This window comes from Streptomyces parvulus, assembly GCF_014648855.1.
GTDB lineage: Bacteria > Actinomycetota > Actinomycetes > Streptomycetales > Streptomycetaceae > Streptomyces > Streptomyces parvulus.
This window is the reverse complement of the sequence record NZ_BMRX01000005.1, coordinates 410293-435156: the sequence shown is the minus strand read 5'-3', so window position 1 is coordinate 435156 and position 24864 is coordinate 410293. Positions and strand designations below refer to the sequence as shown.

General features: G+C 74.5%; 15 protein-coding genes. 5 read left to right on the top strand and 10 right to left on the bottom strand.

Features of this window, described 5'->3' with window-relative positions; all coding sequences use genetic code 11:
- Positions 1-10: 10 nt before the first annotated feature.
- The 9 genes from IE108_RS12035 to IE108_RS11995 form a co-directional block, all read right to left on the bottom strand.
- Positions 11-1564, bottom strand: a complete 1554-nt coding sequence (locus tag IE108_RS12035; RefSeq protein WP_064728191.1) for a hypothetical protein — start codon at positions 1562-1564, stop codon at positions 11-13.
- A 92-nt stretch (positions 1565-1656) separates the two neighbouring features.
- Positions 1657-2937 carry a hypothetical protein gene (locus tag IE108_RS12030; RefSeq protein WP_064728190.1) on the bottom strand — a complete coding sequence of 427 codons (1281 nt, stop codon included), beginning with the start codon at positions 2935-2937 and terminating at the stop codon, positions 1657-1659.
- The gene (locus tag IE108_RS12025; RefSeq protein WP_064728189.1) at positions 2934-5168 is read right to left on the bottom strand and encodes a bifunctional glycosyltransferase/CDP-glycerol:glycerophosphate glycerophosphotransferase; all 2235 of its coding nucleotides are present in this window, start codon (positions 5166-5168) and stop codon (positions 2934-2936) included. The genes IE108_RS12030 and IE108_RS12025 overlap by 4 nt, the downstream gene beginning before the upstream one ends.
- Before the next feature lie 8 nt (positions 5169-5176).
- Complete coding sequence (locus tag IE108_RS12020) at positions 5177-7378, bottom strand: bifunctional glycosyltransferase/CDP-glycerol:glycerophosphate glycerophosphotransferase (RefSeq protein ID WP_064728188.1); 2202 nt, start codon at positions 7376-7378, stop codon at positions 5177-5179.
- Between the two features lie 91 nt (positions 7379-7469).
- On the bottom strand, positions 7470-9722 hold the full coding sequence (locus IE108_RS12015; RefSeq protein ID WP_064728187.1) for a bifunctional glycosyltransferase/CDP-glycerol:glycerophosphate glycerophosphotransferase: 2253 nt from the start codon (positions 9720-9722) through the stop codon (positions 7470-7472).
- 177 nt (positions 9723-9899) lie between these two features.
- Positions 9900-10763, bottom strand: a complete 864-nt coding sequence (locus IE108_RS12010) for a carbohydrate ABC transporter permease (protein ID WP_064728186.1) — start codon at positions 10761-10763, stop codon at positions 9900-9902.
- On the bottom strand, positions 10760-12106 hold the full coding sequence (locus IE108_RS12005) for a carbohydrate ABC transporter permease (protein WP_229851774.1): 1347 nt from the start codon (positions 12104-12106) through the stop codon (positions 10760-10762). The genes IE108_RS12010 and IE108_RS12005 overlap by 4 nt, the downstream gene beginning before the upstream one ends.
- 3 nt (positions 12107-12109) lie before the next feature.
- Positions 12110-13510 carry an ABC transporter substrate-binding protein gene (locus IE108_RS12000; protein WP_064728184.1) on the bottom strand — a complete coding sequence of 467 codons (1401 nt, stop codon included), beginning with the start codon at positions 13508-13510 and terminating at the stop codon, positions 12110-12112.
- Between the two features lie 239 nt (positions 13511-13749).
- On the bottom strand, positions 13750-17751 hold the full coding sequence (locus IE108_RS11995; protein WP_064731790.1) for an FHA domain-containing protein: 4002 nt from the start codon (positions 17749-17751) through the stop codon (positions 13750-13752).
- A gap of 439 nt (positions 17752-18190) precedes the next feature.
- Between IE108_RS11995 and IE108_RS11990 the strand changes: the two genes are divergently transcribed.
- From IE108_RS11990 to IE108_RS11975, 4 genes are all read left to right on the top strand, one after another.
- Complete coding sequence (locus IE108_RS11990; protein ID WP_064728183.1) at positions 18191-19873, top strand: serine/threonine-protein kinase; 1683 nt, start codon at positions 18191-18193, stop codon at positions 19871-19873.
- A gap of 105 nt (positions 19874-19978) precedes the next feature.
- The gene (locus tag IE108_RS11985; protein ID WP_064728182.1) at positions 19979-21232 is read left to right on the top strand and encodes a serine/threonine-protein kinase; all 1254 of its coding nucleotides are present in this window, start codon (positions 19979-19981) and stop codon (positions 21230-21232) included.
- A gap of 144 nt (positions 21233-21376) precedes the next feature.
- On the top strand, positions 21377-22483 hold the full coding sequence (prfB, locus tag IE108_RS11980; RefSeq protein ID WP_064728181.1) for a peptide chain release factor 2: 1107 nt from the start codon (positions 21377-21379) through the stop codon (positions 22481-22483).
- Between the two features lie 325 nt (positions 22484-22808).
- The gene (locus IE108_RS11975; RefSeq protein ID WP_064728180.1) at positions 22809-23627 is read left to right on the top strand and encodes a hypothetical protein; all 819 of its coding nucleotides are present in this window, start codon (positions 22809-22811) and stop codon (positions 23625-23627) included.
- Between the two features lie 121 nt (positions 23628-23748).
- Here the strand turns inward: IE108_RS11975 and IE108_RS11970 are convergent, their stop codons facing one another.
- A complete protein-coding gene (locus IE108_RS11970; RefSeq protein ID WP_064728179.1) occupies positions 23749-23940 on the bottom strand; it encodes a hypothetical protein in 192 nt (63 codons plus the stop codon).
- Between the two features lie 214 nt (positions 23941-24154).
- Here IE108_RS11970 and ftsE point away from each other — a divergent pair, with 214 nt between their 5' ends.
- Entirely contained in the window at positions 24155-24844 is a 690-nt protein-coding gene (ftsE, locus tag IE108_RS11965) for a cell division ATP-binding protein FtsE (RefSeq protein ID WP_043372426.1), read from the top strand.
- Positions 24845-24864: the final 20 nt, after the last annotated feature.

The following is a 24864-nucleotide window of genomic DNA, read 5'->3' as shown; positions in this document are numbered from 1 at the left end:
GCACCCCCGCTCACCCCACCCGCGCCAGGACCTCGCCCGTGCGCCCGCTCCAGGCCACCACGACCGCCTCCTCCGGCACCGGGTGCCAGCGGGTCAGCAGCAGCCAGCGGACGTCGTACCGGCGGACGACGGCGGCGCGCTCGGCGGGCGTCGACGCGGGCGCGAGGTACGCCCGGACGTCGGCCGTCCGCCGTGCCCGTTGCCGCTCGTCCAGCGCCGGGTCGGGCCAGGCGGGGGCCGCGAGGTTCGGCCCGTACCCGGCGATGGCGTGGCCCGCGTAGTAGCCGTCGGTGATCACGACCTCGCCGGGGCCGATGTGCCGGGCCGCCCACGCGTAGTCGGGCCAGTCGGGCGGCTGCTCGAAGCCGACCGGGTCCAGCGCCCGGGGCACCACCGCCCCCGCGTGCACCGTGAGGAACCCCGCCACCGCCCCCGCGGCCGCCGCCGCGCCCAGCGCCCCGCGCCACCGCCCCCACGGCCGGGGCGCCGCCAGCTCCACCGCCAGGGCGAACTGGGCCGGCACCAGTGAGAGCCCGAGGATCCGGCCGTAGGTGTAGTGCCCGGTGCACCAGCCGTACGCCACCACCGCGCAGTCCAGCGCGAACATCAGCACCAGCGGGTCCCGCGCCGAGCGGCGCCCGCGCGCCCACAGCGCCGGCAGTCCCAGCAGCCCCAGCCAGAACTGGCCGGGCAGGTCCAGGTAGAGCACCCGGTGCATCGCGTCCACGCTGCCGTCGCCGGCCAGCGCGAACACGTCGAAGTACGGCCACAGCGCCGCCGTCGCCACCGCCACCGCGCCCGCCAGCGCCCAGCGCCCGACGACCGGTCCGCGCAGCCCCCGCTGCCACCCCGCCACCAGCGCCACCGAGCCCAGCACGGCGGCCACCGAGGTGATCGGGTGGATCAGCAGGACCAGCCCGTACAGGGCGCCGAGGCCCGCGTACCCGGGCAGTCCGCGCAGCCCGCTCGGGCCCACGTACCGAACCCGGCGCCCGTCCCGCGCCCGCGCCCCGGTCAGCGCCCAGGCCCAGAAGGTGAGCCCGATGGCGAAAGTCGACGGGTAGCCGAGGTTGCCCGTCATCGACATCAGGCCGAGGTAGCCGCTCCACCAGGCCCGCTCGGTGCCCCACAGCAGCGTCATCGCGCCCAGCGCCAGCACCGGCGCCCAGGGCCGGGGGCTCAGCACCCGCACGAAGCGGTTCAGCCCGGTCAGCAGCACCAGCAGGTTCAGCGGCCCGGCGAGCCGCACGACCTCCCAGCCGCCCAGCCCCGTCAGCCGCGCGAACACGCCCTGCGCGAGGGCGTACGGCGAGTAGTACGCGCTGCCCGCGCCGGGCAGGTCGGCCATCGGGTGCCGGGGATCCAGCAGGTCGGCCTTCAGGCGCTCGACGACCGCCGCGTGCTGGCCCGCGTCGCAGCACAGCGGGACCGCCCAGTACGCCAGCGACATGGCGAGGAAGAACAGGAAGGCGGCCGCCTGGTACGGAGTGGGGCGCCAGCTCCGGCCGCCGCGCAGCGCCGTCGCGCCGCGTACCGGCCGACGGACGAGGACGTCGGCGCTCACGAAGAGATCAAGGGGTGGGACATTCGGGACATTTGGCGTATGTTCCCGGCGTGGTCACCGCCCCGAACCCAAGTCACCTCAACGGGTGAAGATCAGCCCGCCGTCCGGACCCGGTCGGCCGGCCCCTGCGCGGGCAGCGGCACCCTGCCACCCCGCACCACGGGCTCCAGCAGCAGCGGGACGCCCACCACCGGCAGCAGCCACGCCAGCACGATCAGCCGCTCGCCCCAGATGTTGATGTCCGGGTGCCCCGCCTGGGTCAGGATCCCCGTGCACGCCGCCGCGACCAGGAAGCCGCCGGCCGCGCCCCCGCGCCGCAGCGCACCCCACGCCCCCGCGCCCAGTGCCGCGACGAGCAGCGGCTGCCAGGCCTGCCGGCGCAGCCACTCCAGCCAGAAGTTGCCCTGCAACTGCCAGAACTCCGGCCACGGACGCTCCCGTTCCGGCCGCGCGAAGTGGTCGGTGAGCAGATCCTGCACGCTGTCCGACACGGACGGGTAGTGCAGCAGCCGCGCCGCCACCAGCGTGCCCACCGCCCCCGCCAGCCCCACCGCCCCGAGCACCAGCACATCCCGGGCGGGAGGACCGCCCCGCCCGCGCCGCCGCAGGGCGATCAGCGCGCCCGCCGCCGCCAGGCACACCCCGAGGAACAGGGCCTGGGAGTGCTTCACCGTGAACAGCGCCGCCAGCGACCCCGCGACCAGGGCCAGACCCGCCCGCGTCCGCCCCGCCCGCAGCACCAGCGCACACCCCCACACCGCCGCCAGCGTCAGCGCCATCAGCAGCCCCTCGGTCATCGGGCGCATCGCGGTCGTCCCGCACGGCAGCGCGTAGTACAGCGCCTGCCCGCCCAGCGCGAGGGGTGCCGGCACCGACAGCGTCCGCAGGATCAGGAAGACCAGCACCCCGCCCGCGCAGGCGACGAATACGCCCGCCGCCCACAGGCCCCACGTCACGCCGAAGACCGCCACGAAGGGCACCAGCAGCAGCGGATATCCCGGCCGCGCCTCGAAGATCCGCATGAAACGGTCCGGCAGATAGGGCAGGGTGTGCCCGCCGGTCCGGCCCGCCGCCAGCTGCGGACCCACCACCCGCCACTCCTGCGCCCGGCACTCGGCCGCCGCCCGGTCGGTGGGGTCGGGCCGGTGGAAGTGGACCACGTGCACGCTCTGGTCCCGGCGGACCCGCTCCGCCCGGCTCGCGCACACGTAGTCGATGGTGGCCGTGGCCGTCTCGCGCTTGCCCTCACCGCTCAGACTCAGCGCGTACGCCAGGTAGTTCTTGGTGTCGGGGGTGTCCCGGCCGGTGACGTTCGCCAGTTGCAGCGCGGCGAACACGGCGGCCAGGACCAGCACCCACAGCCGCGGTCTCACGAGGAGGCGAGCAGGTTGTGACCGGCGGTGACCGCGCGGGCGCCGGGGACGCCGGCCGGCTCCCGGCCCGGCATCGGCTCGCCCAGGAGCAGCGTCCGCACCACCCGCTCGGCGGCCCGGCCGTCCTCGTACTCGCAGTACCGCGCCCGGAACGCCGACCGCAGCCGTGCCGCCTCCTCGTCCCGCCACGCCCCGGAGGCCAGCAGCCAGGCCAGCTCGCGGTACGAGCGCGAGACGTGCCCCGGCGCCTCCTCGGTGATGTCGAAATAGGCGCCGCGGCTCGCCTCGTACGCCCGCCAGTCGTCCGCGTGGATCACGATCGGCCGGTCCAGGAGGGCGTAGTCGAACATCAGGGCGGAGTAGTCGGTGATCAGCAGGTCGGAGGCGAGCATCAGGTCCTCCACGTGCGGTTCGTCCGTCGCGTCGACCAGGACGCCCCGCCGGTGCAGCTCCGAGAGGCCCATGCCGCGGGCCGGACCGGTCGCCAGCGAGGGGTGCAGCCGGACCACCAGCGTGTGGCCCTCGCCGAGGTCGGCGGCGAGCCGGGCCGGGTCGACGCGCTCGACCAGCCCGCCCCGCCGGTACTCGCGCCGGGTCGGCGCGTACAGCACCACCGTGTGTCCCTCGGGGACGCCCAGCCGCTCCCGGACCCGGCGGCCCTCCTCGGCCCCCGCGTTCACCAGCACGTCGTTGCGCGGGCTGCCGCTCGGCACGGACGTGAAGTGGCACGGGTACGCCCGCTCCCACACCCGCTCCGCGTACCGGCCCGCGACCAGGCTGTGGTCCCAGCGGTCGGCCCGGCGCAGCATCTGCGGCACGTCCAGGCCGTGCCGGGCGCCGGGCCTGCCCAGCAGGTCGACGCCCATGTACTTGAGCGGGGTGCCCTGGTGGGTGTGGATGTGGACGCTGCCGGGGCGCTTGGCCAGGGTGCCGGGCCAGTTGACGTTGTTGACGAAGAACGCCGCCCGCTCGGTCACCCGCCGGTAGGCGGCGCTGCCCAGGAGCACATGCTCGGTGTCCGGCGGCAGCAGCGCAGCGGTCTCCTCGTCCCGCACCACCCACACCCCGCGCAGGTGCGGGGCGATCTCGCGCGCCGCGCGGTGGATCGCGGCGGGGTCGCCCAGCACGCCGCGGTGGGAGAACGCCGAGTACACCACGAGGTCCGTCTCCAGCGGGCGGCGGCTGCGCACCGCCGTACCGATCCCGCGCAGGCGCCCGGCGGCCCGGCCGCCCGCCTGCCGGGCCCGGCGCTCCAGCTCCCGGCCCGCCCGCCCGGACCGGCGCCGCAGCCGGTAGGCGGTGTACCCGAGGGCGCCGGACGCCAGCACCCGCAGCTCCGCCGGGATCTCGGCGCCCTCGGGGCGGTGGGCTCGGAACATCTCCGCGGTGAGCCGGAAGAACTCGGCCTTGTCGGAGGGCGGCAGCCGGTCCGGCTTGGACAGGATGTCCAGGCAGTGCTCGCCCATCTTGGTGTGCAGGAACGGCCGCCACCGGGCCAGTTCCGGGCGGCCGTCGAGGAAGGCGAAGACCCGCTCGTACTGCGCGTGCACGTCGAAGTGCTTGCGGCTGGTGGTGGACAGGATGTTGCCCTGGCGCCGCTGCCGGTAGTTCAGGCAGATGCGGTCCAGCGTGGCGATCCGCTCCGCGCTGAACATCACCGGGAAGGTCCAGGGCGTGTCCTCGTAGTAGCCGGGCGGGAAGGCGAAGCCGCCGCGCTCCACGAAGTCGCGCCGGTAGACCTTGTTCCACACCACCATCAGCAGGTCGAGGATCTCGGGGCGCTCGGCCGCCGTGAACGTGCCCTCCCCGGCCTCCGCCAGCACCCGGGCCAGCGCGTTGCGCCGGGTGCCGCCCCACCAGTAGGTGCGGGCGTAGTCGAAGACCAGCACATCCGGGTCGCCGGCCTCCGCGAGCCGGTCGGCCATGGCGCGCAGCGCGCCCGGGGTCAGGGTGTCGTCGCTGTCGAGGAAGAAGAGGTAGTCGCCGGTGGCGAGCGGCATCCCGGCGTTGCGGGCCCGGCCGAGGCCGGCGTTCTCCTCCAGGTGCAGCACGCGCAGCCGGTCGTCGCGGGCGGCGTACTCGTCGAGGATGGCGCCCGAGCCGTCGGGCGAGCAGTCGTCGACGGCGACGACCTCGATGTCCCGGAAGGACTGGTCCAGGACCGAGTCCAGGCACTCGCGCAGGAAGCCCTGCACCTTGAAGCAGGGAAGGATGAGGCTGAAGCGGGGCACGGCGGGGGTCAGCTCCTTACGAGGGTGGCGGCGGGGGCCGGGACGCGCTCCGCGAGCGGGATCACGGGCGGCAGCGCCTCGGGCGGCTCGCCGAGCAGCACCCGGCGCACGACCCGCTCGGCGGCCCGGCCGTCGTCGAACTCGCAGAACCGCTCCCGGAAGGCCGCCCGCAGCGCCGCCGACTCCGGGCCGGCGTACGAGCCGTCGCCGAAGACGCGGGCCAGCTCCTGCGGCGTCCGCGCCACCGGCCCCGGCGGCGCCGCCATCAGGTCGAAGTAGACGCCCCGGGTCTCCCGGTAGACCTCCCAGTCGTCGGCGTACACGACGATCGGCCGGTCGAGGTTGGCGTAGTCGAACATGATCGACGAGTAGTCCGTGACCAGTGCGTCGGCGGCCAGGCACACGTCCTCGGAGGAGCGGTGCGCGGTGACGTCGATGATCCGGCCGCTGCCCGCGCGGCCGCCCCGGTCGTAGAAGTAGTGGGCCCGCAGCAGCACGACCACGTCCTCGCCGGCCGCCTCGCAGAACGCCTCCAGGTCCAGGGCTCCCGCGCCGAAGCCGCTCTCGTAGTCCCGGTGCGTGGGCGCGTACAGCACGGCCGTCGCCCCCTCGGGGACGCCCAGTTCGCGGCGGACGCGTGCGACGTCCTCGGCGGTCGCCGTGCAGTAGACGTCGTTGCGCGGGTAGCCGTACTCCAGGTCCTCGTAGGAGCCGGGGAAGGCGCGCTCCCACATCTGGGTGGAGTGCCGGTTGCTGGAGAGGTTGTAGTCCCAGCGGTCCACGCGGCCCAGCAGCTTGGTGAAGCTGCCGCTGGAGGCCGCCACCACCGGGTACGTCGACTGGTCCACGCCCATCGACTTCAGCGGGGTGCCGTGCTGCGTCTGCACGTGCACGCTGCCGGGGCGCTTGACGACGCCCTCGGCGAAGTTGGCGTTGTTCACCAGGTACTTGGCGCGGGCCAGCACCTCCCAGTAGCGCCGGCCGCCGATGACGGCGTGGTCGACGCCCTCCGGCACGGTGTGCGCCTGGTCCGGTTCGACCAGGAACACCGACCTGAGGTGCGGGGCGAGTTCGCGGGCCTTGGCGTGGATCGCGGCCGGGCTGCACGCGTAACCGCGGCCCCAGTAGGCGCAGTAGACGACGAGGTTCGGGTCCAGGGGCCGGCGCAGGTGGCGGCGGTACAGCAGCCGGGTGCGCAGCCCGTGCGGCCGCGGCAGCCGGTGCAGCACCCCGGCGACGGCCCGGTTGGTGGCGCGCAGGGCGCGGAACCCGGCGTACGACCCCGACGCCAGCAGCCGGTGCTGGACGCCGAGCCGGCCGCCCGGCGGACGGAAGCCGGCGGGGCGGTGGCGCCGGTAGAGGCGGCTCGCCCGCCGGAAGAAGGCCCGGCGCTCCCGGCTGGTGAGCCGCCGCGGATGCGTGGCCGTCTTCAGGACCGCCGCGAAGAGGTGCTCGAAGAGCGGGCCGCGGCGCTCGAACGACAACCCCCGTTCTGCCGCGTACGAGAGGGCCAGTTCGGCCTGGTCGAGGAGGTCCGCGTGGTGCGGACCCGGCAGGTTCAGCCGGTTGCCCTGCCGGCGCACCAGGTGCCGTACGACGACCGAGCGCAGCACCGCCACGCGCTCGGCGCGCGCCGCGACCAGGGCGCCGAAGCCGATGTCCGTGAAGTGCCCGTCGGGGAAGGCGAGCCCGCGTTCGGTGAGGAAGGTGCGGCGGTGGACGGCGCTCCACGCGGGCAGCCGCACCCCGGTCAGGTCGGGGGCCCGGTCCGGGGTGAAGGCGCCGCGCGGGGCCTTGGCGAGCAGCGGAGCGGCCGGATTGGTGGGCTCGCCCTCCCACCAGGGCACCCGCTCGTACTCGAAATACAGCACGTCCACGCCCCCCGTGTCGGCCAGCCGCGCCTCCAGCGCCGCCAGCGCGCCCGGCACGAGCACGTCGTCGCCGTCGAGGAACAGCAGGTAGGCGCCGGTCGCCGCCCGCATCCCGGCGTTGCGCGCCCCGGCCAGGCCTGCCGAGGGCGGCGCGTGCACGGGCCGTACCCGCGAGTCCCGGCCCGCGTGCTCCTCGGCGACGTCCGCCCCCGCGTCGCCGGGGGTGCAGACCGGGATCAGTTCGAGGTCGCCGAAGGACTGGGCGAGGACCGAGTCCAGTGCCTGGGAGAGCCGCCCCGCGACCCCATGGGACGGGACGATGATGCTGAAGCGGGGCATACTGCTCTTTCTCTCGTGGTCCAGGTCCGAAGGGAGCCCTCCGTCGGCCGCGAGCCGCGGGGCGTACGGGCTCCCGATGGGCAAACGGCCCTCAGCGGCTGTCGGTGACGGTGCGCGGCCCGGCCGGTTGCGGGACCGTGGCCAGCGGGGTGCGGGCGACGGCGGCCGCGGGCGGGCGGCGGTCGCCGAGCGGCACCACCGGGGGCAGCCGCGTCTGACCGAGCACCACCCGGCGTACCACGCGCTCGGCGGCGCGGCCGTCGTCGTGCGGGCAGAACCGCTCGCGGAACTCCGCCCGGAGCCGGGCGGAGCGGGCGCCCTGCCAGTCGCCGCCGGCGAAGACGCCGATCAGCTCGTCCTCGTCCCGTGCGACCGGGCCCGGCGGGACGGAGCGAAGGTCGACGTAGGTGCCGCGGGCCGCCTCGAACGCCTCCGGCTCGTGGGCGTGGAGCACGATCGGCCGGTCCAGGCCCGCGTAGTCGAACATCAGGGACGCGTAGTCGGTGACGAGGGCGTCCGAGGCCAGGCAGAGCGACTCCACGTTCGGGTGGCCGCTCACGTCGAGGACCCGGCCGGCGGACGCGGCCGGCCGGTGGCCGTCGCCCGGGTGGACGCGGGTCAGGACCATGAAGCGGGGGCCGAGGCGGCGCACGACGCGCTCCAGGTCCAGGGCGACGCGCTGGGTGCGGCGGTAGTCGCGGTGCACGGGCGCGTACAGGATCGCCACCGTGCCCTCGGGGATGCCGAGGATCTCCCGCAGCCGGGCCACGTCCGCCGGGGTCGCCCGCTGGAGGGCGTCGGTGCGGGGCTGCCCGTACTCCAGGGTGGCGTAGCCGCCGGGGTGCACCCGCTCCCAGGTCAGGGTGGAGTGGCGGTTGGCGGAGACCACGTAGTCCCAGGAGTCGACCTCGCGCAGCAGCCGGGCGCAGTCGGTGGTGGAGGCGGCGGCCGGCCGCTCCTGGAGGTCCAGGCCCGCGTGCGCGAGCGGCGTCCCGTCCTGCGTCTGCACCAGCACCTGCCCCCGGCGCTTGACCAGGCCGGCGCCGAAGGAGGAGTTGTGCACCAGGTACCGGGAGCGGGCCAGGGCCGTCCAGTAGGCGGCCGTGCCGGGGGTCAGCCGCCGGGTCGCGGGCGGGACCGTGTGGTGGTGCGCGGGGCCGGCGGCCCAGGCCGTGCGCACGTGCGGCGCGAAACGGCGGAACGCCTCCTCCAGCGCGCCCGGGTTGCAGCCGTGCCCCCGGCCGCCCTCGACGGCGAAGACGGCGCGGTCGGCGCGCAGCGGAAGGAGGCGCTGGCCCCGGTAGTGCAGGCGCAGGACGCCGGTCCGGACGGCCCGCAGCGCACCGGCGGCGACCGGCGCCGTCCGCCGGCGCAGCGCGGACGCCAGCCGCAGGGCCTCCCAGGTGCGGCGCAGGCCCAGCCGCAGCAGGGCGTGGCGCAGCCGGACCGGTGCCGGGGCGGGGGCGCCGGCGGCCCGGTAGCGGCGGCAGTGCACCCGGGCCCGGCGCAGGAACTCGGCGCGCAGGGCCCGCGGCAGGCGGTCGGGGCGGGTGAAGACGGTCGCCAGGTGGTCGCACATGCGGCGGTACAGCACCGGCCGCCAGCGGTCGTGCTCCGGGTGCGCCTCCAGGAACGCGAAGACCCGGTCGTACTGCGCGAACACGTCCAGGTGGCGTTCGCTCGTCGTGCCAAGGATGCTGCCCCGGCGGCGCTGGCGGTAGTGGACGCAGACCCGGTCCAGGGTGGCGACCGTCTCCGCGCTCATCAGGACCGGGTACGTCCACGGGGTGTCCTCGTAGTAGCCGGGCGGGAAGGCGAGGCCCTCGCGCTCGGCGAACTCCCGCCGCACCGCCTTGTTCCAGGCCACCATCAGCAGCCGCAGCAGCTCCGGCCGGTCGGCCAGCCGGAACGGTGCCGGTCCGCCCTCGCCGAGGTGCGCGGCCGCCCGGCTGCGGACGGTCTCGCCGGTCCAGTGGGTCCGGGCGTAGTCGTAGACCAGCACGTCGGGGTCGCCGGTCTCCTTCACCCGGTCGGCCACGGCCCGCAGCGCGTCCGGGGTCAGGGTGTCGTCGCCGTCCAGGAAGACCAGGTAGTCGCCGGTCGCCCGGTCCATGCCGGCGTTGCGGGCGGGACCCAGGCCCCCGTTCTCCGGCAGGTGCACGACGCGTACGCGCGGGTCGCGGTCCGCGAACTCGTCGGCGATCGCCCCGCACGCGTCCGGCGAGGCGTCGTCCACGACGATCAGCTCGAAGTCCGGGTACGACTGGGACAGCACCGACTCCAGGCACGCGTGCAGATACGCCTGCACCTGGTACGCGGGCACGATGACACTGAACCTGGGCACGGGAACATCCATGGGTCGGCGGGGTCGGCGCGGGCGTTCGCGCCGGGAACGGCCAATGGAGTGACTTGGTTACGGGCGCTGCGGCAATCGGGGGATCCGCGGCCCGTACGGTGCCCCGAACGGATGAGGGGTCGGACCCGTGACCGGACCGACCCCCCAAGGGTGTTGCGCGCAGGCCTACTTGACGGCGCCCGCCATCACACCGGAGACGAACTGCCGCTGGAACGCGAAGAACACGGCCAGCGGGATCACCATCGAGATGAACGCACCCGGTGCCAGCACGTCGACGTTGTTGCCGAACTGCCGTACCTGCGTCTGCAGCGCGACCGTGATCGGCTGGCTCCCGGAGTCCGAGAAGATCAGCGCGACCAGCATGTCGTTCCACACCCACAGGAACTGGAAGATGCCGAGGCTCGCGATCGCGGGCCCGCCCAGCGGCATCACGACCCGCGCGAACAGCCGCAGTTCACCCGCGCCGTCCAGCCGGGCCGCCTCCAGCAGCTCCCGGGGGATCTCCGCGAAGAAGTTCCGCAGCAGGAACACGGCGAAGGGCAGGCCGAAGCCGACGTGGAAGAGGACCACGCCGACGATCGACCCGAACAAGCCGATCTTGCCGAAGAGTTCGGCGATCGGAATCAGCGCCACCTGCACGGGGACGACCAGCAGCCCGACCACGGCCAGGAACCACCAGTCGCGGCCCGGGAACTCCATCCACGCGAAGGCGTACCCGGCCAGCGACCCGATGACCACGACCAGGACCGTCGCCGGGACCGTGATCAGCACGGTGTTGAGCAGCGACGACGTGATGTCCCCGTTCGCCAGCAGGTCCTCGTAGCTCTGGAAGGTGAGCTGGGAGGGCTTGGTGAAGACCTCCCACCAGCCGCTCGACGCCATGTCCCGCGGGGTGCGCAGCGAGGAGAGCAGCAGACCGATCGTCGGCACCAGCCAGAAGAGGCCGACGACGATCAGGAAGACCCGGACCAGACCGCCGCTGACGCCCTCGGCCAGCCGCGCCCCCAGGGACCGCTTCGCCTTCGTCATCGCCGCACCTCCCGTCGCAGCCGCCGTACGTTGAACCACATCACCGGGATCACCAGCAGCAGCAGGAACACCGCGATGGCGCTGGCCACGCCCGGCTGGTCGGAGGCGAAGCCCTTGCGGTACAGCTCCAGGGCGAGCACGTTCGCGTCGTCCTGCGAGGAGCCCGGCGCGATGATGAACACGAGGTCGAACACCTTCAGCACGTTGATCATCAAGGTGACGGCCACGACGGCGAGGACCGGCGCCAGCAGCGGCACCGTGACCCGTCTGAAGACCTGCCACTCGTTGGCCCCGTCGACCCGGGCGGCCTCCAGGAGTTCCCGCGGCATCCCGGCGAGACCCGCCGCGATCAGCACCATCGCGAAGCCCGCCCACATCCACACGTACGACCCGATGATGGCCGGGGTGACGAGGGACGGGCCGAGCCAGTTCAGGCCGTTGTAGGGCTCCTTGAAGTTGTCGGCGGGGAGCCTGAGCAGCGCCCCGTCGGCCGCTGCGGGCAGGGTGAACGTGCCGTCGTCCGCCGCCTTCGCCGACGCGACGACCTCGCCGTCCTTCACCGCCTCGATCCGCATCCCGGCGTAGCCCAGCTCGGCCACGTCGACCCCGCCGAGCTTGCCGACGCCCTTGCCCCGGGTGAAGTCCTGCCAGGCGGTGCCGGTGACCTTGCCGTCCTCGGGCTCGGCGGCCGCGGCCTGCTTCGCGCCCTCGGGCATCCGGTCGGGGGCGACACCGACGAGGGGGACGACCACCGGGGTGCCGGCCTCGACCGGCCGCTTGGTGACGAAGGCGCCTCCGCCTGCGGGTTCGAGCGGCGAGTCGCGGCCGGGGTGCGCCTTCGGGAACGCCGACGACTCGGCGAACGTGTCGTGCACGCCGACCCACACCGCGTTGGCGACGCCCTTGTCCGGGTCCTGGTCGTACACCAGGCGGAAGATGATCCCGGCCGCCAGCATGGAGATCGCCATCGGCATGAAGACGACCAGCTTGAACGCGGTGCCCCAGCGGATCCGTTCGGTCAGCACCGCGAAGATCAGACCGAGCGCGGTGGCGACCGTCGGCGCGAACACCACCCAGATGACGTTGTTCTTGAGGGCGGTGCGGATGCCGTCGTCGGTGAACAGGGCCTGGTAGTTGTCGAATCCGGCGAAGGAGTCGCCGGACTGGTCGTAGAAGCTGCGGACCAGCGAGTACCCGATCGGGTAGACCACGAGCGCGCCGAGCAGCACCAGGGCGGGCAGCAGGAACAGGGCCGCCACGGTCCTCCGGGTGCCGGTCACGCTCCTGCGCGACTTGGGGGCGGCGGGGCCCGGTGAGGTCCCCGCCGCCGTGGCCGACGTCATCCGTCAGCTCCCGTAGGCGGCGGCCGCGTCCGCCTCCAGCTTCGCCTGGGCGCCCGCGACGTCCTTCGGGTTCTTCAGGAAGTCCTGGAGGGCCTTCCACTCGCCCTTGCCGGGCGTGCCGCCGAAGGCCTGCGGGGCCTGGTCCGACATGTCGAAGCGGAAGTCGTCGCCGGCCGCGACCAGCGCCTCGGCGATCTTCTTCTGCACGTCGTTCGGGTACGCCGAGACGTCGACGTTCTTGTTCGGCGAGAGGTAGCCGCCGAGCTTCGCCTGGATCGTCGCCGCGTCCGGCGAGGCCAGCCAGGTGGCCAGCGCCTGGGCCGCCTTCGAGTCCTCCAGGACCACGGCCGCGTCGCCGCCGGAGACCACCGGCGCGGTGTCGCCGACCGACGGGAACGGGAACACCTTGGCGTCGGTGCCGATCTCCGCGTCCGTCTCACCGATGTTGACCTGCACGAAGTCGCCCTCGTAGACCATGCCCGCCTTGGGCTGGTCGCCGCCGGTGAAGGTCTGCGTCACCGAGGCCGGGAACTCCGTCTGGAGCGCGCCGGACGCGCCGCCCGCCACGTAGTCCTTCTTGCCCCAGATCTCGGCGAGGGTGGTCAGCGCCTCCTTGACGGAGGGGTCCGTCCACTTGATCTCGTGCTTGGCCAGCTGGTCGTACTTCTCCGGGCCCGCCTGGGAGAGGTAGACGTTCTCGAACCAGTCGGTCAGGGTCCAGCCGTCGGCGCCGCCCACGGAGAACGGCGTGACGCCGGAGTCGTAGATGGTCTGCGCGGCGGTGAGCAGCTCGTCCCAGGTCTTGGGCTCGGCGGCGCCCGCGTTCTCGAAGACCTGCGCGTTGTACCAGATCAGCGACTTGTTGGCGGCCTTGTAGTAGACGCCGTACTGCTTGCCGCCGACCTTGCCTATCTCCTGCCAGCCCGGCGAGTAGTTCTCGCCCAGCTCCTTGGTGGCCTCGGCGCCGAGCGGCTTGGCCCAGCCCTTGTCCACGGCCTGCTTGATGGCGCCGGGCTGCGGGAGCATCGCCACGTCCGGCGGGGCGCCGCCCGCGATCTTCGAGCCGAGGAAGTTGATGATCGGGTCCTGGGCGGGCACGAAGGTCACCTTGGCGCCGGTCCGCTTCTCGAACTCGGCGAGGACCTTCTTGAAGTTCTCCTGCTCCGCGCCGGTCCAGACGGCGGCGACCTCAAGACTCTCGCCGTCGAGCTTCGGGAGGGTGACGGAGGTGGCCGTGTCCTTGCCGCCGTCCTGCTGACCGCCCTTGTCGCCACCGCCACCGCCGTCGTCGTCGCCACCGCACGCGGTGAGCGAGAGCGCGAGCGCCCCCGCGGCGAGGGTGGCGGCGATCCGGCTGGTCCTGCCCAGCGTCCTGCGTGTCCCCATGGTCCTGCTCGTGCGCATCACTTGCCCCGTTCTTGGTGCCTCGTCGAACGTCCGGCGCTCTTCCGTGCGCTCTGGTGTACGCCAGGGGGGTGAGGGCGGCAAGGGCGCGTCCGCGGTCTCCGGGGTGATCGTGACCGCGTCGTGACCAGGCACCCGGCGTCGGTGTGGGCGTCGCCGGGGGCTGCCGCCCCCGGACCCCCGCTTCGGCCTGGACGGCCTCGTCCTCAAACGCCGGACGGGCTGAAGTGTGCCCGGCGTTACAGGAGTGACGGGACCTGTGCCGCCTCCACCTCGCGGGCCGCCCGTTCCAACGCGCTGGCCAGCAGGGCGAGATCGGTGGGGCCGTTGCCCAGTTCGCGGACCGGGCGGCGGGTGGGCGGGTCGCCCATGAGGTGCCATTCCAGGGGGATCACCGTGGGGCGCAGGGTCGCGGTGCGCGGGATGCGGCCGGTGACGCGGCCGGCCTGGAAGACGACGGCCGGACCGTCCGGGCGGGTCAGCCGGCCCCGGCCCGGCATCGGTTCGTCCGGTCCCGGGGCCGGGGCGTCCAGCGTGATGCGCAGGGCGGCGCGGAGGGCGGGCTCCGTCTGGGCCGTCCGGCCGCCGGGCGCGGTGGCGGCGACCAGGTGCACGCCGAGCCGCCCGCCCTCCCGCGCGACGGCCTCCAGCGCCCGCACGACCGAACCGGCCGCGGGGCGCCCGGGGGAGCCCAGCGGGGGAGTCACCAGGGCGTCGAGGTCGTCCACGACCACGACGAGGCGGGGCAGCGGCGGCACGGCCGCGGAACGGCGCCGGGCCGCTCCCGGGCGCAGCCGCATCGTGGAGCTGGGCGGGAAGTCGAGGTCCCCGTCGTCGGGCCCGGTCGCGGAGTCGGACGCGTCCTCGTGCGGTGTGCGCTGGGTGACCAGCCGGCCAGACACCTCGCGGCCGGTGTGCCACTCGGGGAACTCCGACCGCCCGAGCAGCTCCGCCCGCCGCTTCAGCTCGGCGCTCAGGGACTGGGCGAACTCCCGCATGCGGACGGGGTCGTTGGCGGCGAGGTGGGTGGTGACGTGCGGTACGTCCGTGCAGACCGCCAGCCCCTCGCCGTGTCCGCCGTCGCCGCCCACGCCGTCGCGGCCGTCCATCAGGACGACGCCGAGCCGGTCCGGCCGGTCGGCGGAGGCGAGGGAGGCGACCAGCGCCCGCAGCAGCTCGGTGCGGCCGCTGCCGGGCGGGCCCTCGACGAGCAGGTGCGGCCCCTCGGCGGCGAGGTCGACCGTGACGGGGCCGCGTGGTCCGGCGCCCAGCACCGCGTGGGCGCGACCGCCGAGGGCGTGCGCGTCGTCGGCGGCGTCGGCCCAGCGGGCCATCAGGGACGCCGGGGTGGCGCGGGCGAGGCCCAGCTCGTCCAGGAGCCGGGCCGCCTGGGGGAGCGGGGCGGCCACCCGCGCCTGCCGGTCGCCGCCCGCGGGGGCGTCGGTGCGCAGCGGAGCCAGGGCACGCGCGAACCGCTCCGCCCACGCGGGGGAGACGGCGTCGACCGTGCCGAGGGTGCCGTGCCCGACCGGGCCCGCCGGGGTCTCGCCGGCGGTGCGCGCGACGCGCAGCAGCCGCAGTGCCGTCGCCACGTCGCCGCTGAGCAGCGCCACGGCACCGCACGCGCGGAACACGGGCGACACCGCGCAGGCCGCCTCGTACGTGTCCGCCACGGGGGAGGTGGGGGAGGCGGCGGGTGTCTCGGCGAGGCACAGGACGTGGATGCCGGCCCGGGGCCCCTCCAGCGCCAGCCGGGCCAGGGTCTCGCGGACGTCGGCCCCGCCGGGGTCCCCGTCCACGACCACCACGCTGTACGGCCCGGCGAAGCCGCCGGCCGGGTCGGTGCCGTCGTCGGGACGGGCCCAGGAGGGCTGCCGGGTGCCGGCGGCGGCCGTCGCCGGGCGGGCGCCGGTCCGGGCGTTTGAGGAGTGGTCCTCCAGGCGGCGGACCAGCTCCTGCGCGCGGGCCGTCGCCTGCTCGCGGTCGTGGGCGAGGAGCAGGCGGCAGTCCTGGCCGTGGGCCGGGCGCAGGTGGGGCAGCCAGCCCAGCCAGGACCACTCCGCGGTCCGCTCGGCGAGCGGGCGGGAGCGGTCCGCGCTGATCAGGACGATCTCCAGGGTGTCCGCGGAGTGCAGCGCGGCGAGCTGGGCCAGCACCGAGCGGGCCAGCCCGGTGAGCCGGGCGCGCGGGCCGGCCAGGCCGAGCGCCCCCGCCTCGCGCAGTCCGGCGGTCACCGGGACCGCGGGCAGCGGCGCGTCACCGCCGGGGGCCACCCGGTCGGCCGTGCCGAGCCGCACCGTCAGCGCCTCCGGGTGTCCCGGGCCGCGCTCCCAGAGCCGGGGCCCCGGGCCGAGCGCCGTCAGCAGCAGCGACGCGGGGTCCGGCCAGGTCTCCGGGGCGTGGGCGGCACCGCCGGGTGCGGCCGGCACCGGTCCGGCCGCCGTGTCGCAGGCGTGCGTGCCCGTCGCGGGGTCGTCCTGCGCGCCCCCGCGCCCCGCGGTGAGCCGCCGCGCCCACGCGCCGATCCCGCCACGGCGCCGCACGCCGTGCGGGAGGTCGGTGCCGCGCAGGGGGGTGCCCTTGCGTCCGGTGCCGCCGCCGGGGGGCCGGTCGTCGCCGGCGGGGTCGGGAGCGCCGGGATGCCGGGGTCCGGGTGCGTGCGCGGCGGTGGGGTGGGCGTGGGGTGCCGCCGGGGCGGGGCCGGCGGGGGACGGGACGCCGTCCGTGGCGGGGTGGCGGCCGGGGCGGGTGTCCGGGCCGCCGGTGGCCGTGGGTGACGTGGGGTACTGGGTCCTGCCGGTCGGTTCCGCGCCCCGGTCGGCCCGGTCGGCGGGGCTGGATCCGTCGCCCCCGCGGGACGTGTGGGCGGGGGAGCCGCCCGCGCGGGGCGCGCCCTCGGTGTGCGCGCCGCCGGACGGACGGGCGTCGGTGCCGCTCGGGCGGCCGGCGACGGCGCCGTGGCCGCCGTCCCGGGACGCGCCCGCGGCGGACCCGCCTCGCCCGGCGTAGTCCTCTTCGTACCGCCCGGGACCGTACTCGCCCGTGCCGGGTCCGTTCGTGCCGTACTCGCCCGTGCCGGATCCGCTCCTGCCGTACTCGCCCGTGCCGGATCCGCTCCTGCCGTACTCGCCCGTGCCGTACTCGCCCCTGCCGTACCCGCCCAGGCCGTACTCGCCCGGCGCAGACCCCGCCGCACCGTAGGACGCGGCCGCGCCGTGGGTCTCGCCGTCCGCGGGGGTCTGACGGGGGAAGCCGGCCGCGGGGCCCGTGCCGTGGCTCTCCACGCGGGGTGCGCCGCCCTGGCCGGGCACCTGGGGCGGCCCGCCGTACCCCGAAGCGGCGTCGGCCTGGTGGGGGAGGCCCGCCGCACTGCCCCACCCACCGGTTCCGGTGGTGCGCGGGGCGGCGTCCGCACGGTCCGTACCGGAGGGGCCGCCCGCGCGCGCGGTGCCGATGCCCGCATCCGCGCCCCGGGAGGGGCCGTCCGCGACGCCCCCGTGACCCGTCGCGCCGTCCGCCACGCGTGCGTGGGCCACCTCGTCGGCGTCGCCGCGGGCCGGGGCGGGCACCGGCACGGCGGACAGCCGTACGTACCCCTCCCCGTCCGGCGTCGTCGCCGCCCGTGCCGGAGCCTCGCGGGGGACCGGCACCAGCCGCAGGGCCGACTCGCCGATCCGCAGCAGCGCGCCCGGCGTGAAGCGGACGGGGCGGTCGCCCACGCGGGTGCCGTCCAGCGTGGTGCCGTTGGTCGAGCCGAGGTCGGCGACCGAGACGCGGGCGTCCTGGGTGACCGTCACGGCGCAGTGCATCCGGGAGACGTCCGGGTCGTCCAGCGCGACGTCGGCGTCGGCGGAGCGGCCGAGGCGGATCTGCCCGCCGTGCAGGAGGTGGACGCCGCCCGCGTCGGGGCCCGCGACCACGTGGAGCTGGGCGGGGACGTCGGCCGGCTCGGCGTGCGGGTCGGGCTCGCCCGGGGCGCCCAGGCAGAGCACCGCGCCGTCGATCAGGGGCGGCTCGCCCAGGGTGCTGCGCTGCGTGTCCAGCCGCTGCGCGCCCGCGTACAGCACCACTTGGCCGGTGCCCGGGGTCTCGCCGCCCGGGAGCGCCGCGGCCAGCGCGGAGGCGACCGAGGCGAGGGCGGTGCCGGCCGGCGCGGTGACCAGCACGTCGCTGCTCGCGGCGCGGCCCCCCGCCGAAGCATGCGGGCCCTGCGGGTCTACGACGGTCAGCCGGATCTGCATCGCCGTCAGCGGTCCCTTCGCGCGGGCGCCCGCACGCCGGGCGGAAGCCGTCACCGCGGTCACCCACCGCGGACTTCCCCCACCGCCACACGAGCACGTCGGCCAGTACTGCACGCATCCTCGCACCTGCCACTGACAACGCGCCCGCCTCCCGCCGTCAAATGATCTTGATTGGTCGGCTCTGACCCCAAAAATGCCTGACGGGTGCCCCGGAGCTGATCGAAGACCGTCGGCTTGAGATCGGTCACGTCCGGGCAGCGGCAACCAAGGGACCAGGTCGAGCGTCTTTCCTTCGAACACGGCCCGGCAGCGGCACGTACGGCTTACCGGAGGACCGGCCACAGCCACGGGGACAACCACGGAATGAGGACGGCCCCGCGCCGGGAGCGCGGCATTACAGTGGGTCGGAACAGCCAGCAAGCAACTAGGAGCGGATGACGTGCGGCCGGTAGGCAGCAAGTACCTCCTCGAGGAGCCCCTCGGCCGCGGCGCCACGGGCACCGTCTGGCGAGCGCGCCAGCGGGAGACCGCGGGCGCCGAGGCGGCCGTGGCCGGGCAGCCCGGTGAGACCGTGGCGATCAAGGTCCTCAAGGAAGAGCTCGCGAGCGACCCCGACATCGTGATGCGCTTCCTGCGGGAGCGCTCCGTCCTGCTCCGGCTCACCCACCCCAACATCGTCCGGGTCCGCGACCTGGTCGTCGAGGGCGAGCTGCTCGCGCTCGTCATGGACCTCGTCGACGGCCCCGACCTCCACCGTTATCTGCGGGAGAACGGGCCGCTCACCCCGGTCGCGGCGGCCCTGCTCACCGCCCAGATCGCCGACGCCCTGGCCGCCAGCCACGCGGACGGCGTGGTCCACCGCGACCTCAAGCCGGCCAACGTGCTGCTGAGGCAGACCGGCGGCGAGATGCACCCGATGCTGACCGACTTCGGCATCGCCCGCCTCGCCGACTCGCCCGGTCTCACCCGCACCCACGAGTTCGTCGGCACGCCCGCGTACGTCGCGCCGGAGTCCGCCGAGGGCCGCCCCCAGACCTCCGCCGTCGACGTGTACGGCGCGGGCATCCTGCTGTACGAGCTGGTCACCGGCCGTCCCCCGTTCGGCGGCGGCTCCGCCCTAGAAGTGCTGCACCAGCACCTGAGCGCCGAACCGCGCCGCCCCTCCACCGTCCCCGACCCGCTGTGGACGGTCATCGAGCGCTGCCTGCGCAAGAACCCCGACGAACGCCCGAGCGCCGAGAACCTCGCGCGCGGCCTGCGCGTCGTCGCCGACGGCATCGGCGTGCACGCGAACAACGCGCAGATCGGCGCCGCCGAGAACGTGGGGATGCTGCTCGTCCCCGACCCGGCGCCCGCACAGGTCCCCGGCACGCCCGGCGCCGCCGACCCGACGCAGGTCCTGCCGCAGAACCAGAACGGCGGCTACGACCCGAACGGCGCGACCAGCGTCCTGCCGCAGACCGGCAACCCGTCCGGCGCCGCCGACCCCACCGCCGTACTCCCCAACCGGGGCGCGGCCGACCCGACCGCCGTCATGCCCCCGGTGCCGCCCGGGCAGGGCCAGGGCGGCGGGCCCGACGACCCGCACCCCTGGCAGAACCAGCTGCGCGCCGCCCGCGACCGCAACGAGCAGACGCAGGTCCAGTACCTCGACCCGAACCAGGACCCGCTGCGCAGGCGCCCCCAGCGGCAGGTCTCCCGCCCGCCGCAGCAGCCCCGGCAGGCCCCCCAGGGACCGCCGCCCCAGCAGCCCGGGTACGGCTACCCGCAGCAGCAGCAGCAACAGCCGCAGCGGTACGCGACCCCGCAGCCGCAGCAGCCCCAGCGGTACGCCCCGCCGCCCACCCCCGAGCCCCGGCCGCCCCGGCGCGAGCCGCGCCCGCCGCGGCAGCGCGGCGCGAACCCGATGCGCATCCCCGGCCTCGGCTGCCTCAAGGGGTGCCTGTTCACGCTCGTCATCATGTTCGTGGCCGGCTGGCTCATCTGGGAGCTGAGCCCGCTCCAGGACTGGATCGGCACCGGCAAGGGCTACTGGGAGCAGCTCAGCGACTGGTTCACCACGGCGACCGACTGGATCGGGGACCTCGGCGGATCGGGCGGCGGCGGCTCCACCGGCGGCTGAGTCCGGAGACTTGTCGACATCCGGCGGGTGATTTCCGCCTCCGTTGTGAAGGTTGGCTCCGCGGACGCGTACTTTTAGGCGCAACACGCGTCGGTAGGAGCAGTCTTGGCACGGAAGATCGGCAGCCGGTACACCGCCCACCAGATCCTCGGGCGGGGCAGCGCCGGCACGGTGTGGCTCGGCGAGGGCCCCGAGGGGCCCGTCGCGATCAAGCTGCTGCGCGAGGACCTGGCGTCCGACCAGGAGCTGGTCTCGCGCTTCGTTCAGGAGCGCACGGCCCTGCTCGGCCTGGATCACCCGAACGTCGTCTCCGTCCGCGACCTGGTCGTCGACGGCAACGACCTCGCCCTCGTCATGGACCTGGTCCGCGGCACGGACCTGCGGACCCGCCTCGACCGCGAGCGGCGCCTGTCGCCCGAGGCCGCCGTGGCCGTCGTCGCGGACGTCGCCGATGGCCTGGCCGCCGCGCACGCTGCCGGGGTCGTGCACCGCGACGTCAAGCCGGAGAACGTGCTCCTCGACATGCAGGGCCCGCTCGGCCCCGGCGGCTCCCACCCGGCGCTGCTGACGGACTTCGGGGTGGCCAAGCTCATCGACACCCCGCGGCGCACCCGCGCCACGAAGATCATCGGCACACCCGACTACCTCGCCCCCGAGATCGTCGAGGGCCTGCCCCCGCGCGCGGCGGTCGACATCTACGCGCTGGCCACGGTCCTCTACGAGCTGCTCGCCGGCTTCACGCCCTTCGGCGGCGGCCACCCCGGCGCCGTGCTGCGCCGCCACGTGACCGAGACGGTCGTCCCGCTCCCCGGCATCCCGGACGAGCTGTGGCAGCTCCTCGTGCAGTGCCTCGCCAAGGGGCCCGCCTCCCGGCTGCGCGCCTCCGAGCTGAGCGTCCGGCTGCGCGAGCTGCTGCCGATGCTGGCCGGGATGGGCCCGCTGGACGTGGACGAGCCCGACGCGGAGCACGAGGAGGACCCGGCCGAGGAGTCCGCGACGTCCCCGGGGGCCCAGACCTCCGGCGGGGAGCCGGTCCGCCGCCGGGGAGCCGTGCCGCTCGTGCCGGGGGCGAAGCCCGCCGACTCCAACCGCGACACGCACACCTCGATGCGCGTGCCCGCCCCGGACGAGCTGGCGGGCGGCGCCAGGGGCACCGCCCGCGCCCCGCGCGCGTCCGGCGCCCCTCGGCCCGGCTCGGCCCGCAACCGCGCCGCCACGCGCCGTCGCCGCCTCGCCCTGGGCGCCGGGGCGGTCGCCCTGGTGGCGGCCGTCGGCGTCGGGACCTGGCTGGCCACGAGCACCGATGAGGACCCCGCGGGCCCCCAGGACACGAAGAACTCGGCCCCGGCGTCGCCCTGACCCCGGCGGCCGCCAAGGGGGCCGCCTCCCGGCCGGCCGGGGCGCCCGGGCACCGGCCCTGCACCCCCCGGCCGCGCACCGTCGCGCGGCGCCCGTGGTCACGGCCCGGCCGGGGCCGGTCGGTGGAGCCGTTACGCTGGACGCGTGGCAGTCGTCGATGTATCCGAAGAGCTGAAGTCCCTCTCCTCGACCATGGAGTCGATCGAGGCCGTCCTGGACCTCGACAGGATGAGGGCAGACATCGCCGTGCTCGAGGAGCAGGCGGCCGCGCCCTCCCTGTGGGACAACCCGGACGAGGCGCAGAAGATCACGAGCCGGCTCTCCCACCTCCAGGCGGAGGTGCGGAAGGCCGAGGCCCTGCGCGGGCGGCTCGACGATCTCGGCGTGCTCTTCGAGATGGCCGAGGAGGAGGACGACCCGGACACCCGCGCCGAGGCCGAGTCCGAGCTGACGGCCGTGAAGAAGGCGCTGGACGAGATGGAGGTCCGCACGCTGCTCTCGGGCGAGTACGACGCGCGCGAGGCGCTCGTCAACATCCGCGCCGAGGCGGGCGGCGTGGACGCCGCCGACTTCGCCGAGAAGCTCCAGCGCATGTACCTGCGCTGGGCCGAGCAGCACGGCTACAAGACCGAGGTCTACGAGACGTCGTACGCGGAGGAGGCCGGCATCAAGTCGACCACCTTCGCCGTGCAGTCGCCCTACGCCTACGGCACCCTCTCCGTCGAGCAGGGCACCCACCGCCTGGTGCGCATCTCGCCCTTCGACAACCAGGGGCGCCGCCAGACCTCTTTCGCGGGCGTCGAGATCCTCCCCGTGGTCGAGCAGACCGACCACATCGAGATCGACGAGTCCGAGCTGCGGGTGGACGTGTACCGGTCCTCCGGCCCCGGCGGCCAGGGCGTGAACACCACCGACTCCGCGGTGCGGCTCACCCACCTCCCCACCGGCATCGTGGTCTCCTGCCAGAACGAGCGGTCCCAGATCCAGAACAAGGCCACCGCGATGAACGTCCTCCAGGCCAAGCTTCTGGAGCGGCGCCGCCAGGAGGAGCAGGCCAAGATGGACGCCCTCAAGGGCGACGGGGGCAACTCCTGGGGCAACCAGATGCGTTCGTACGTGCTGCACCCGTACCAGATGGTCAAGGACCTGCGCACGGAGCACGAAGTGGGCAACCCCGAGGCCGTGTTCAACGGCGAGATCGACGGTTTCCTCGAAGCCGGAATTCGCTGGCGCAAGCAGCAGGAGAAGTAACGCGAAGCGGTCGCGCACGCGCCGCTTTGTCGACAAGGCAACTCCCGCCCATCGGGCGGCGGTTGCCTTTTCTCTGCCCGCCGTTCGCCGGTGATGTCTGGGTTTTACATCACACTCACACCCTTTGTGTCCGGCATACGTCCCGTACCCGGACATCGCGTACGCAATGGCCTTGACGTTGCTTTGAACATTCGCAAGGGTGAGGCGCGGCATGCGTATTTCTGGGGCGCATGTGAACCGGGGGACTTGAGCGCAGCCGCCCCCGTCGATCACGGCCCCGAGTGCGGCCTCACCGACTATTTCGGCTACTGGGGGTAGCAACCACATGACGAAGAAGACGCGCGTCCGCGTCGCGCGCATAGCGGCCGGCGCCGTGATCGCCGCCGGTGCCTCGCTGACCGCCGCGGGTGCCGCCTCGGCGCTCGACATCGGCGTCAGCGCGGGTGTCGGCGACACCAACGTCGACCTCGGCGTGAGCGTCGGCGGCGACACCGAGGGGACCACCGAGGGCACGACCGAGGGCACCACCGAGGGCACCTCGCTCGGCGTGACCGAGGGCACCACGGAGGGTACGTCCGAGGGGACCACCGAGGGCACCTCGGAAGGCACCACGGAGGGGACCACCGAGGGCACCACCGAGGGGACCACGGAAGGCACCACCGAGGGCACGACCGAGGGCACCTCGGTCGGCACCACCGAGGGCACGTCCGAAGGCACCACCGAGGGTGGTGACAACGGCGGCAACGGTGACAACGGTGGCAACGGCAACAATGGCGGGAACGGCAACAACGGTGGCACCGGCGACAACGGTGGCAACGGTGACAACGGCGGTTCCGGCGACAACGGTGGCAACGGCAACACCGGTGGCACCGGCGGCAACGGTGGTGGCGGCGACAACACCACCCCCGACGGCGGCAGCAACGACAACGTCACCCAGGACGAGGGTTCCTCGGCCCTGACCGACACCGGCGAAGAGGCCCCGGCCTCCGACACCGCCGCCCAGGGCAGCGGTGACGAGCTGGCCGAGACCGGCGCCGCCGAGACCACGTTCCTGCTGGTCGGCGCGGCCACGATGATCGCCGGCGGCATCGGCTTCCGCCTGCTGCCGCGCATGATGAACGGTCGCGGCGGGGCCGCTGCCTGACCGTAGCCGTCCGGCTACACAGGGCGCAGGCGCACAGCCGCACAGGAGGGGCCCGGAGCGCTACGCGCTCCGGGCCCCTCCGTCATGTCCACGAGGGCCCTCGCGGGCCCCTCCGCGCCCGTCAGACGGTCTGGTGGGCCAGCAGCGCCACGGCCGCCACCAGCACCGCCAGCAGGGCGATCAGCATCATCGGGTTCAGCCCCGCCAGGGGGCTCTCCTGCTGCATCCGCTCGCGGTTCGCCCGGCACACCGGGCACCGGCCCTCACTCACGGGCGACGCGCAGTTCGCGCACACCAACCGGTCGTACGTCATGCGCTCGCCCTCCTTGCCGCCGGCTCCGTCAGGACAACGCCCGCACCGACACGAACGTTCCCCTTCCACTGTGCCAGGTTCCGGGGGACCCCGCGCGTCCTCCCGGCGGGGACAAAACGTGCAACTGATACGCAACCCAGACCGGTGACTGCGGGCCGCTCCCCGGTTCGCGTATGGTCACGCACATCTACCCCCGGCGACCCGTGGTGCATCCGTGATCCGATTCGACAACGTCTCCAAGGTCTACCCCAAACAGAGCCACCCAGCCCTCAGGGACGTCTCCCTGGAGGTCGAGAAGGGCGAGTTCGTCTTCCTCGTGGGATCCTCCGGCTCCGGAAAGTCCACCTTCCTGCGGCTGATCCTGCGCGAGGAGCGGTGCAGCCACGGCCAGGTGCACGTCCTGGGCAAGGACCTCGCCCGCCTGTCCAACTGGAAGGTGCCGCAGATGCGGCGCCAGCTGGGGACGGTGTTCCAGGACTTCCGCCTGCTCCCGAACAAGACGGTCGGCGAGAACGTCGCCTTCGCCCAGGAGGTCATCGGCAAGTCCCGCGGCGAGATCCGCAAGTCGGTGCCCCAGGTGCTCGACCTCGTCGGTCTCGGCGGCAAGGAGGACCGCAGGCCCGGCGAGCTGTCCGGCGGTGAGCAGCAGCGCGTCGCGATCGCGCGGGCCTTCGTCAACCGGCCCAAGCTGCTGATCGCGGACGAGCCCACCGGCAACCTCGACCCGCAGACCTCCGTGGGCATCATGAAGCTGCTCGACCGCATCAACCGGACGGGCACCACCGTGATCATGGCCACCCACGACCAGAACATCGTGGACCAGATGCGCAAGCGCGTCATCGAGCTGGAGAAGGGCCGCCTCGTCCGCGACCAGGCACGCGGCGTCTACGGCTACCAGCACTGACGACGAGGAACGAAAGGCTT

What these genes read in the sequence shown, in the direction of transcription:
- IE108_RS12020 (WP_064728188.1), bottom strand. Translation starts at nt 7,378, where the DNA reads ATGCCCCGCTTCAGCATCATCGTCCCGTCCCATGGGGTCGCGGGGCGG.
- IE108_RS12000 (WP_064728184.1), bottom strand. Translation starts at nt 13,510, where the DNA reads ATGCGCACGAGCAGGACCATGGGGACACGCAGGACGCTGGGCAGGACC.
- IE108_RS12010 (WP_064728186.1), bottom strand. Translation starts at nt 10,763, where the DNA reads ATGACGAAGGCGAAGCGGTCCCTGGGGGCGCGGCTGGCCGAGGGCGTC.
- IE108_RS12005 (WP_229851774.1), bottom strand. Translation starts at nt 12,106, where the DNA reads ATGACGTCGGCCACGGCGGCGGGGACCTCACCGGGCCCCGCCGCCCCC.
- IE108_RS11970 (WP_064728179.1), bottom strand. Translation starts at nt 23,940, where the DNA reads ATGACGTACGACCGGTTGGTGTGCGCGAACTGCGCGTCGCCCGTGAGT.
- IE108_RS11975 (WP_064728180.1), top strand. Translation starts at nt 22,809, where the DNA reads ATGACGAAGAAGACGCGCGTCCGCGTCGCGCGCATAGCGGCCGGCGCC.
- IE108_RS11995 (WP_064731790.1), bottom strand. Translation starts at nt 17,751, where the DNA reads ATGCAGATCCGGCTGACCGTCGTAGACCCGCAGGGCCCGCATGCTTCG.